The 10,357-nt window shown below is 69.8% G+C and carries 8 protein-coding genes and 1 other RNA gene; 6 read left to right on the top strand and 3 right to left on the bottom strand.

Going from position 1 to position 10,357, the window contains the following annotated elements; genetic code table 11:
- Positions 1-1,198: DNA polymerase III subunit gamma/tau (gene dnaX, locus AC07OQ_RS15265; protein ID WP_495053985.1), on the bottom strand; the 1,198-nt coding region annotated here is incomplete at its 3' end.
- Between the two features lie 177 nt (positions 1,199-1,375).
- Between dnaX and AC07OQ_RS15260 the strand changes: the two genes are divergently transcribed.
- The 6 genes from AC07OQ_RS15260 (at position 1,376) to AC07OQ_RS15235 (ending at position 5,909) form a co-directional block, all read left to right on the top strand.
- Positions 1,376-2,500: an AIR synthase related protein gene (locus AC07OQ_RS15260; protein WP_495053984.1), complete on the top strand. Its 1,125-nt coding sequence runs from the start codon at positions 1,376-1,378 to the stop codon at positions 2,498-2,500.
- Between the two features lie 81 nt (positions 2,501-2,581).
- Positions 2,582-2,962 carry a SirB2 family protein gene (locus tag AC07OQ_RS15255; RefSeq protein WP_495053983.1) on the top strand — a complete coding sequence of 127 codons (381 nt, stop codon included), beginning with the start codon at positions 2,582-2,584 and terminating at the stop codon, positions 2,960-2,962.
- 45 nt (positions 2,963-3,007) lie between these two features.
- Positions 3,008-3,105: signal recognition particle sRNA small type (gene ffs, locus AC07OQ_RS15250), an RNA gene on the top strand.
- A gap of 412 nt (positions 3,106-3,517) precedes the next feature.
- Entirely contained in the window at positions 3,518-4,654 is a 1,137-nt protein-coding gene (locus AC07OQ_RS15245) for a helix-turn-helix transcriptional regulator (RefSeq protein WP_495053982.1), read from the top strand.
- Between the two features lie 129 nt (positions 4,655-4,783).
- Positions 4,784-5,452 (top strand): PEP-CTERM sorting domain-containing protein, encoded by a 669-nt coding sequence (locus AC07OQ_RS15240; RefSeq protein ID WP_495053981.1) that lies wholly within the window; start codon positions 4,784-4,786, stop codon positions 5,450-5,452.
- Between the two features lie 217 nt (positions 5,453-5,669).
- Positions 5,670-5,909, top strand: coding sequence for a hypothetical protein (locus AC07OQ_RS15235; RefSeq protein WP_495053980.1), 240 nt, complete (start codon positions 5,670-5,672; stop codon positions 5,907-5,909).
- 37 nt (positions 5,910-5,946) lie between these two features.
- Here AC07OQ_RS15235 and AC07OQ_RS15230 read toward each other — a convergent pair whose 3' ends face one another.
- A complete protein-coding gene (locus AC07OQ_RS15230) occupies positions 5,947-8,355 on the bottom strand; it encodes a protein kinase domain-containing protein (RefSeq protein ID WP_495053979.1) in 2,409 nt (802 codons plus the stop codon).
- 72 nt (positions 8,356-8,427) lie between these two features.
- Entirely contained in the window at positions 8,428-10,317 is a 1,890-nt protein-coding gene (locus tag AC07OQ_RS15225; RefSeq protein WP_495053978.1) for a serine/threonine protein kinase, read from the bottom strand.
- Between the last annotated feature and the right edge of the window lie 40 nt (positions 10,318-10,357).

Genomic DNA, 10,357 nt, shown 5'->3' with positions numbered 1-10,357 from the left:
GCAGCGGCGCGCTGGCCACGGCCGGCGCTGGCGCCGGGGCCGCAGGAGCGGCAGCGGCCGGCGCGGCCTCGGGCCGGCGCACCTGAGTCACCGGCGCGCCGCTCGGGCGAAAAGCCAGCATGCGCAGCAGCACCATGGTCAGGCCCGCATAGTCGTCCGGCGCCAGCGCCAGTTCCTGGCGGCCATGCAGGGCCATGCTGTACATCAGCTGGATCTCGTCGGCCGGCAGCAGCGCGGCCAGGCGCCGGGCCTCGGCGGTATCAGGGTCCTGCTCGTCCAGCGCCTTGGGCGCGGCCTGGGCCACGGCCATCTGCTGCAGCAGGCCGGCCAGGTCTTCCAGGGTGCCGGCCGGCGACAGGCCGAGGCCCCGCAGCGCCTCGGCCTGCGCGACGAGCGCCGGGCCATCGGCCGCGGCCAGCGCGTCGAGGATGGCGGTGACATGGCCGCGGTCCACCGTGCCCAGCATCTGGCGCACGCCGGGTTCCGACAGTTGGCCGGCGCCGAAGGCGATGGCCTGATCGGTCAGCGACAGCGCATCGCGCATCGAGCCGCGTGCGGCGCGCGCCAAGAGACGCAGCGCGCCCGGCTCGGCCGGCACGCTCTCGGCCTGCAGCACCGCGGCCAGATGCGTCAGCACGGTCTGCGGCGCCATCGGCCGCAGATTGAACTGCAGGCAGCGCGACAGCACGGTGACCGGCACCTTCTGCGGGTCGGTCGTGGCCAGCACGAACTTCAGGTACTCGGGAGGTTCCTCCAGGGTCTTCAGCATCGCGTTGAAGGCCGTGTTCGAGAGCATGTGCACCTCGTCGATCATGTAGACCTTGAAGCGTCCCACCACCGGCTTGTAGACCGCCTGGTCCAGCAACTGCGAGATCTCCTCGACGCCGCGGTTCGAGGCCGCGTCCAGCTCCACATAGTCGACGAAACGGCCGGCATCGATGTCGCGGCAGGCCTCGCAGACGCCGCAGGGCTGGGCCGTGATCGTGCCCTGCCCGTCCGGCCCGGTGCAGTTCAGGCTCTTGGCCAGGATGCGCGACACCGTGGTCTTGCCGACGCCGCGCGTGCCGGTGAACAGATAGGCATGGTGCAGCCGCTGCTGCGTCAGCGCATTGGCAAGGGCCTGCACCACATGCTCTTGGCCCCGCAGCTCTTCGAAACTGTGGGGACGGTACTTGCGTGCGAGGACCTGGTAGCTCATAGCCGCGCATTCTATGTGCCCCTCGCCCAGGTCCCCGACTGGGGCCGGGGGCCGGGCGGTCCCCGAGGGGACGGAACGCGTGGGTGGGTCGACCGCCCACGCATCCCAGCGGCGCCCGCCTTGGGGCGGCCCGGCGGCGGGCGCAAAGGCCAATACCGGGTGAACGATAATTGCGGGATGAGCACGCATGCCCCCTCCTCCCCGGACACCCTCAGCTACGAGCAAGCCGGTGTCAACTACGATCTGATCGACCCGCTGAAGATCGCCGCGCAGCGCGCGGCCGCCGCCACCGGCGCCCATCTGGTCGGCCATGGCTTCAGCGAGGTGCCGGCCTCGCGCGGCGAGTCGGCCTATGTGGTGGACGTGGGTCCTTTCTACCTGGCCTCGATCGTCGAATGCCTGGGCACCAAGACCCTGGTGGCCGACGAGATGAGCCAGCTGACCGGCAAAAGCTTCTATGCCGGCATCGCCCAGGACACGATCGCGATGGCGATCAACGACCTGATCACCGTCGGCGCGACGCCCCTGGTGGTGCAGGCCTACTGGGCCGCCGGCGGCTCGGACTGGTTCGGCGACAAGCTGCGCGCGCAGGCGCTGGTCGAGGGCTGGAAGAAGGCCTGCGACACCTGCCAGGTGGCCTGGGGCGGCGGCGAGACGCCGGCGCTGGCAGGCATCGTGGAAGCAGGCCGCATCGACCTGGCCGCCTCCTGCACCGGCCTGATCAACCCGAAGACCCGCCTGTCGGTGGGCGACAAGCTGGGCCCGGGCGACGCCATCGTGCTGCTGGCCTCCAGCGGCATCCATGCCAACGGCCTGTCGCTGGCGCGCAAGCTGGTCGAGCGCCTGCCCAAGGGCTACCTGACCGAGATCGAACCGGGTCTGACGTACGGCGAGGCCCTGCTGGCCCCCACCGTGCTGTACTCGCCGGTGACCGAGGCGCTGTACAAGGCCGGCATCACGCCGCATTACTGCGCCAACATCACCGGCCACGGCTGGCGCAAGCTGCTGCGCCATCCGGGCCGGTTCACCTACCGTATCCACCAGGTGCCGCCGGTGACGCCGGTGCTGAAGTTCATGCAGGAGCACGCCAAGCAGGACGACCGCGAGGCCTATTCCACCCTGAACATGGGGGCAGGTTTTGCCATCTTCGTGCCGGCCGCCGACGCGCAGCGCACGGTCGAGGTGGCCAAGGCCTGCGGCATCGAGGCCTGGGTGGCCGGCGTGCTGGAAGACGGCCCCAAGCAGCTGCTGATCGAGCCGCTGAACATCCGCTTCAGCGACGACGACCTGCAGCTGCGCTGAGCCCGACCACTCAAGGCCGGGCTTGACAGCCCCCGGCTCACTGCCGAAGCTCGGCCCAGCGTGGAGGGAGGAGACGACGCAGTGGACTGGTTTTACACGCAGATGCTGGGGCTGCACCGCATCCTGGCCTGGTGCAGCGTGCTGCTCTTTGCCGTGCGCGGCCTGGCCTTCCAGCTGGGCGCCACCGGCTGGGCCACCGACACCCGCGGCGGCCTGATCGCCTTCGCGACCAACACCCTGCTCACCATCAGCGGCCTGAGCCTGTGGGTGCTGCTGCACTTCGATCCCTTGCGCGACGACTGGCTGCTGGCCAAGCTGCTGGCGGTCGCCGGCTACGGCCTGTGCGCCCACTGGTCGATGCGCGACGCCCAGTTCAGCCTGCCGATGTTCTTCGCCGCGCTGCTGATGCTGGCCTATGCGATGGCCGTGTCGATCACGCGCCTCCCTTTGCTGGGCCTGTGAACCCATTTCCCGGAGCGGCGTCGCGCATCGCTTACAATGCGCGCTGACGGGCCTCCTCGCATGGAAGCGCGGCCAACCGGGTCAGGTGGGGAACCAAGCAGCCCTAACCGTTGTGACCAGTGCCGGGGGTAAGGCTCGTCAACCCCACTCCTCCTTTCTCCAGTATTTATGCGGGTTCCCAGCGTTTATGCGGGTTCCAGGCATATGACTGTGTACTTTCGATGTGTACTTTCGGGGTTCGCTCATGAAGAGAGTGAGCGAAACGAAGAGAGCCCGGGGTTCACCAGCGCACAGGATCAGGCCTTTGGCACTGGGGCATCAAGGCCCCCAAGGGCAGACCTTCAGCGCCTCGATCCGGGTCCATGAGCACTCCGAGGATTACCCCGGATTCAAGGAAGAAGCAGCCAAGCAGGTGACCTAGCGCGGGCACTCGGCCGCGCAGGCCCGCTTCCGCATCCGTCTTCCCGACGTACAAGGTCTCCGCCATAAAAGAGCCGATACACAGCGGCTCGGGCATCGCTCAGAATCCGTTGGCTGCGGATAAGGGAGGGGTGCATGGCCAGTCTCGAAGACCAGATCGATCCGATGATCGCGGATCTGTACCGTGCAGCCGCCGGTGTTTCGCCGTGGACCCGGCCGCTGTCGCAGATGGTGGAGCGCCTGCGCTGCTGGGGCGTGCAACTCCTCGGCCTGCGCCGGGCGGATGGTGCGCTGGCCTTCAGCCACGATGCCGGCTTTCCGGCGGAGGCCTTGTTGCACTACGTCAGCGACTATCACCGCATCGACCCCAGGACGCCGATGCTGGACCGCATGGCGCTGGGTGAATGGTGGCACTGCCAGGAGCACTTCGACGAAGATTTCGTCGCGCGTCATCCGCTCTACCAGGAACTGATCATTCCGTTCGGGGGGCGCTACTCGAGTGGCGCCAAGCTGTACCAGGACGAAGAAATTCTGGTCGTGATGGGCGTCCATCGAGGCCGCGCAGAAGGTCCGCTGGCTGGCGACGACCTGATGGCCATGCACAGGCTGGGCTTCCACGCGCAGCACGCGATTGAAATATGGCGACGGCATCGGCGCACGCGCCAGCAGGCCCTGGCGGGTGAGGCCATCGTCTCGCGGCTGTCGCAGCCCGTCGTCCTCGTTGATGGCAGGCTTCGGATTCACCATCGCAACGCTGCCGCCGTCGATCAGCTGGCGCGCGGCGGCAACGTGAGGGAGCGCGAGGGCCGGCTGGTATGCGCAACAGCCGCGGCGCAGGCGGACATGCTGCAGGCCATTGACAGGCTCGGCCTCGGCGAAGGGGGCAGGCCGCCAGACGCCATGCAGCCACGACGAATCGTGGTGCGCGCCGGCCAGTCACCAGGAGGGGTGCTGCTGATGCTGTCGGCGCTGCAACCGCACGAAACCATGGGTGCATTCGGTCCCGAACGCATCGCGATGGTGCTGTTGCATGACCTCACGCGGCGTCGTGCACCCGACCCCCTGCTCGTCTCCATCGCCTATTCGCTCACACCGGCCGAGGGCCAAGTGGCTTGCAGCGTCGCGGCAGGCCTGAGCCCGGTGCAGATCGCCGAGTGCCACGGCACGTCGGTGCATACCGTCCGCGCGCAATTGGCCACCGTGTTTGAAAAAGTCGGCGTGCGGCGGCAGGCCGAGCTGGCGGCGGCGCTGGCCGGCCTGAGCGGGCTTTGAGCCCCCCGGGAATGAGGGGGCGGCTAGTGCAAATCAATGATGTCCCGATGGGTGCCGGCCACGAGACTCCGCTCCGCGCGAATGGGGATGCACCCCATCGCGCCATGCCAACGAACCGCGGAGTCACCCATGAGCACATCCATCGGCAAGGCCATGCTCGGCTTGCTCGCCGGGGCTGCCATCGGCACCAGCCAGGCCGCCGTCACGTTACTCTATGACGAGGCCGTGGACGGCGATCTGCCAACCTATCTGACCGCGGGCGGCGCACCGCCGATCCTCGCCCTGGGCGCTGGCGCTTCGATCGTGAAAGGCAGTTGGTCAGGCTATGTGCCGCCCTTTAGTACAGCAGGAATCCAGTTGGTGATGGACACCGATGCCTTCTTGTTCACGGTCGACAGCGGTCATCGGATCGTGGACATCCGGGTCCAGTACCACTTCTCCGCCACGCGAGGCGGCACATCCATCGCTGCCGCCCACTATCTGATGTCCGACCCCAGCGATTTCACGACCGCGATCTACGAGATCCTGAATGCGACGAACAGCCCCAACGACACGGCCCACCTCTTCGATGCCGCTGGCTTCACGCCCTTGGGGGCCTCCGCAAATCCGCGCCAGCTGTGGCTCGGATTTGGCAGTGGTAGTTCTCCGTACGACACGTCCTTCGTGTACGACTACACCTTGACCCTGTCCGTCGAGCCCGTCACTGGAGCATCGGTGCCGGAGCCGGGAACGATTGCGCTGGCGGGCGCGGCATTCGCCGCGATGGCCGTATTGCGCAGGCGACGCACCAGCGCGTGAACCGCCGCGGGGCGGTACTCCGTGCCAGAGGTTGCCCCTGAACTACGGAGTGCCGCCTCCGGCCGGACAGGGCGAGCGGCTGCGGGCACCCAGCCCCATCCCTGCAACAACTGTTGCACTGTTGCGCTTCGGTAATGGCCGGGCGCATAGGTCATCCTCCGGGCCGCAAGCGGCGTTGCAGAAGAAGGAGCAGCGTCATCCGCTCAGGAGGTTCCCCATGCGCATCACTCGTCTTGCCCTGCCGACCCTGACGGCCGTGCTGGCACTGAGCCTCTCGGGCTGCGTGGTCGTGCCGGCCCGGCATGGCTACGGCTCTTATGCGTCCGATGAGGGCTATTACGGCGGGCCGCCGGTGGCCGGCTATGTCTGGATCGACGGCTTCTGGACCTGGCACTCGGGCCGCCGCACCTGGGTCGGCGGGCATTGGGGCCCGCCGCGCCACTATCGCGGCCGTTAACCGGCCGGCAATCGGCCGGTAACGGGCGCCGCCGCGCTCAGCCCGTCTGCTTGAAGGCCATCACGGCCTGGTTGCGCAGGGTGCGCAGCAAGGACAGTTCGCGCTCGCCCAGGTTGATGCCGCCGGCATCCGCGCGGTCGGCATAGATCATCGCGAAGGGCGCACCGCGCAGGCTCAGCGGCAGGATCAGGAAGCTGGCGGCGCGCGGCGCGCCCCGGAACCAGGCCGGCAGGCGCTCGGCGATGCTGGGCTGGGCGGCATCCTCGATCAGGGTGTCCACGCCCTTGGCGCAGACCGCGGCGAACAGGTCGGCCGGCTGCCCCGGCACCACGCGCAAGGGCACGCGGAACAGCGGCACCACGGCCTCGACGCCCTCGCCCAGGCCAAAGCGCCCGGTCAGCGCCTCGGTCTTCGGGTCGCGCAGGCAGAACACCACGCGCCGGAAGCCCAGGCCGCGATAGATGGTCTCCAGGATCATGCGCAGCACCTCGTTGAGCTTGAAGCTCTCGACCATGGCATTGGTGATGTCCTGGATGCCGGCGGCCAGCGTCTCGGCGGCGCGGTCGCGCGTCAGGCCGGCATCCGCCGCACTGGCGATCGTGGCCTGCAACTCGTGCGGCGACAGGCTGTCGTGCGGGGTCGGCCGCAGCGGCGCCAGCAGGCGCTGGGCCGGCGAATTGGCGGAGGGCCGGATATCCATGGCCTGCGCCAGCTGGGCCAGGCGCTGGCGTGCCTGGTCGGCCGCCGCGTCGAAGGCCTCGATGGGCACGCCCAGCGCGCGCGTGTAGCGCTGGGCCAGCACCTTCAGCCGGGCATGGGTCTGCTCGGGTTCGGTATTCAGAATGGTATCGGCGATCTCGTTGGCGGCCCTCGCCAGCCAGCGCTGACGCTCGCCCGGCTGATCCAGCAGACGTATCGGCGGCTCGCCGTCGGGGCGGCGCATGGCGCGCTGCAGGCCTTCGGGCAGCCCCCATTGCCGCGCCACGCCCATGCCCAGTTGCTCGTAGCTCAGGCCCAGCACCTGGGCCGAGGCCATGGCCTCGCCGAGCGGCGGCGCGGCCTGCTCGCCGGTGCGGCGCTCGGGGCGCATGATGCGGCGCACCTGCTGGGCTTCCTCGGGGAAGTAGAACTCGGTCAGCAGCCGCCCCAGGTTCTGCAGCATCGCGGCGAGGAAGTTCTCCTCGTTGTCGCGCTGCGTCGGGCTCAGCTCGCGCGCCAGCGAGGCCGCCATCAGCGAGCGCAGGAATTCCTCGCGCAGCAGCTGGGCATGGGCCTTGTTCTCCATGCGCTCCAGCAGGATCAGCGACAGCGCCAGGTTGCGAATGCCGGCAAAGCCGATCAGGGCCGCCGCGCGCGACACCGTGGAGATGGTGCCGCCGCCGGCATGGCTGAACTGCGCGGTGTTCACCAGACGCAGCAGCTTGTGCGTCAGAGCCACGTCCTTGAGGATCTCGCTGGAGAGGCTGTTGATGCTCTCGTGCTCGGACTGCGTCAGACGCTGGATGCGGCTCATCGACTCCGACATGGCCGGGAAGTCGCTCTTGTGGCGCATGCGCCGCAGCAGGAATTCCAGCGCGGCGGTGTCGCTCGACTTGCCGGCATCGCCCGGCGCCGCGGCCGGATGCAGCCATTCGTGCAGCGCGTCGTGCAGGGCCTTGGCCGTGGGCCAGCGCTGGGCCGGATCGCGCGCCAGGCCGCGCTGCACGATGGCGCGCAGCGCGTCGTCCACCGCGGCGTCCAGGCCCGCGGGCAAGAACAGGTCCTGCTCGGCGACGCGGCGCACCGCGCGCCAGGGGTCGGGGTCGGCATTCAAGCGTTGCCCGGACAGCAGCTCCGCCAGCATCACCGCCGCCGCGAACACGTCCATGGCCGGGCTGGGTACCGCGCCGCGCGCGGCCTCGGGCGAGATATAGCCGGGCGTGCCGACGATGCCCTGCGGGCCGTCCGACTTGCCCAGGCGCGCCGCGATGCCGAAGTCCATCACGCGCGGCCGGCCGCGCGCATCGAGCAGGATGTTGGACGGCTTCAGGTCGCGGTGCACGATGCCGGCGGCATGCGCGGCCGCCAGGCCGTCCAGCACGCCCAGCATCAGCTCGACCGCCTGGCGCGGTGGCGGCCGACCACCGCTGCGCAGGCGCTCGGCCAGCGTCGGACCGTCCACGTACTCGAACACCAGATAGGCCTGGCCGCCCTGCATATCGGCCTCGAACACCGGCACGATGTTCGGGTGGGTCAGGCGGCTGACGGCCCGCCCCTCCAGCAGCCAGTCCTCGACATGGGCGGCCGCGGCGCCGGAGGTCAGCACCTTCAGCGCCACCTCCCGGTCAAGCCGCGGGTCATGCGCCAGCCAGACCGTGGCTTGGCCGCCCTGCCCCAGGCGGCGCAAGGGGCGGAAACGCCCCAGCGCGGGTGGCAGCGGCGGTGCGGGAGGCGTGGGGGCAGGCATGGCGGAGGGCTTTGCGGGACTTTGCAGGGTGTTGTGGGTGTGAGGGGGGGAGAAGCGGCCGGGCCGCCTCCCTCAGGGGGCCTGGTCGGCGGGTGGTGCGTCCTCCGCGCCCTCGACATCGGCGCGGGTGCGCAGCCTGGCCCGCAGCGGCGAGGGCTGGGATTGCTCGAAGGCGGGCGGCTGTTCCTCGTCGGCCTGGGCCGCGGCGGGGTTCAGCGCCTGCAACACTTCGCGCAGGCCCAGGCCCAGGGCGCGCGCATAGCGCCGCGTGGCCTGTTCGACGCCGGCCTGGCGGCGCTGCTCGGGCAGATCCAGCGCGTCGATGATCTCGTTGGCCAGGCTGCAGCTCAGGCGCAGCAGTTCGGCATCGCTGCTGCCGGGACCGCCGCGCACCGCGGCATCCGGGCGCTGGCGGTGAATCATGTGCAGGAGCTCGTCGCCCAGGCTCCAGTAGCGCGCCACCGCCGCACCCATCGCATCCAGGTCGCAACCCAGCACGGCGTAGGCCGCGGCCTGCTCGCTCAGGCCGGCCGGATGGGGCTGGTCGGTGCTGGGTTCGGGCGCTTGCATCAGCTGGCGGACCTGCTGGGCGTCCTCGGGAAAGTGGTACTGAAGCAGCAGACGGCCGAGGTTCTGCATCACCGTGATCAGGTAGACCACCTCGGCGTCGTAGCCGGCCGGGCGCAGCGCCTGGGCCACCTGGCCGGCGCGCTGCACGCGCCGCATCAGGCTTTGCAGCCGCGCGGCGTTGGTCTCGTCCAGCGGGCCCGGCCAGGGCTTGAGCGAGCGTGCGGCCTGCTGCACGCCGTTCAGGCCCAGCATTGCGATGGCGCGCTGCATGTTCAGGATTGCGCCGCCGCCGACCGCCTGGCCCTGCGTCTTCAGCGCGTTGTTGACGCGGCGCAGCAGCTCCAGGCTGAGCGCCATGTCCTGCAGCACCAGGCCGGACAGCTCGCTGGCATGCTGGGCCTCCATGGCCGAGGACTGGCCGATGCGCTGCAGGCGCAGCGAGGCGATCGGCAGATGGCCGACGCGCTGCAGCCGGTCCATCAGCTGGGCGATCGCTCCGCCCTGCTCGCTGGCGGCACCGCGCCAGCCTTCCAGCGCGCGCAGGAAGCTGCGGGCGCTGTGGTAGCGCTGGCGCGGCTGCGCCGCGGTGGCGCGATTGACGATGGCGCGCAGCGGCTCGGCGATCGGATGCGGGGTCTCGAAGGACAGGCGCAGTATCTCGTGGCCCAGCGGCGGCATGCGCTGCACCACCAGGTGCAGGTCGGTCTCGTCCAGCACCTGGCGGTGGCTGAGCATGCGCTGCAGCAGCAGCCCCACGCAGAGCAGGTCCTCCTCGGCGGCATCGCGCACAGCGCGGCGCGTCACGGTGTTGAAGTCGGCGTTTGCCGGCAGCACATCCTGCGCCACCTCCAGGCCCAGCACGCGCACATGGCCGGCCGCATCCACCACCAGGGTGGCGGCCTGCACGTCGCGGTGCGCATGGCCGGCCTCATGGGCGAAGGCCAGGCCGTCGAGATACCGGCAGGCCCAGTCGGCAGCCTCCAGGGGCAGCACCGGCCCCTGGCGGGCCAGGCGCTCGTCCAGGGTTTCGCCGAGTGCCCGGTCGTAGGCCACGTAGGGCCAATGCTCGACCTGGCCGACCTCGATCGCATGGGCCAGATTGGGATGCTGGATGCGGGTGCCGGCCTGGGCCGTCTTGAGCCAGCGGGCCAGGGCCTCGGGGCTGTTGGGCGCCTGGCGCGGCAGGCACAGCAACTGCTCCTGCTGGCTGCGGGTGTCGAACACCAGCCAGAGCATGCTGCGCGAGCTCTTGTTCAGCAGGCCACGGATTTCGAAGCGCCCGAAACGGCGCAGCACCGCCGCCCCCGGCGCGGTGGCTTGGGGGCCAGCGGCAAGCTGGCCGGCGGTGAGGTCGGCATTCGGCACAGGGTGCGCGTGGGTGGGGTTGACCAAGGTTTGATGTTGCTATTTGACACAGATTGTGCGCCCGGCG

The organism is Roseateles sp. GW821-FHT09B06, from assembly GCF_059418245.1.
Note: the sequence above shows the minus strand (reverse complement) of the source record. Positions and strands in the feature narration are given on the sequence as shown.

Excerpts from the sequence above, each read along its gene's own strand:
- AC07OQ_RS15260 (WP_495053984.1), top strand. The coding sequence starts at position 1,376 with ATGAGCACGCATGCCCCCTCCTCCCCGGACACCCTCAGCTACGAGCAA.
- AC07OQ_RS15245 (WP_495053982.1), top strand. The coding sequence starts at position 3,518 with ATGGCCAGTCTCGAAGACCAGATCGATCCGATGATCGCGGATCTGTAC.
- AC07OQ_RS15240 (WP_495053981.1), top strand. The coding sequence starts at position 4,784 with ATGAGCACATCCATCGGCAAGGCCATGCTCGGCTTGCTCGCCGGGGCT.
- AC07OQ_RS15235 (WP_495053980.1), top strand. The coding sequence starts at position 5,670 with ATGCGCATCACTCGTCTTGCCCTGCCGACCCTGACGGCCGTGCTGGCA.
- AC07OQ_RS15230 (WP_495053979.1), bottom strand. The coding sequence starts at position 8,355 with ATGCCTGCCCCCACGCCTCCCGCACCGCCGCTGCCACCCGCGCTGGGG.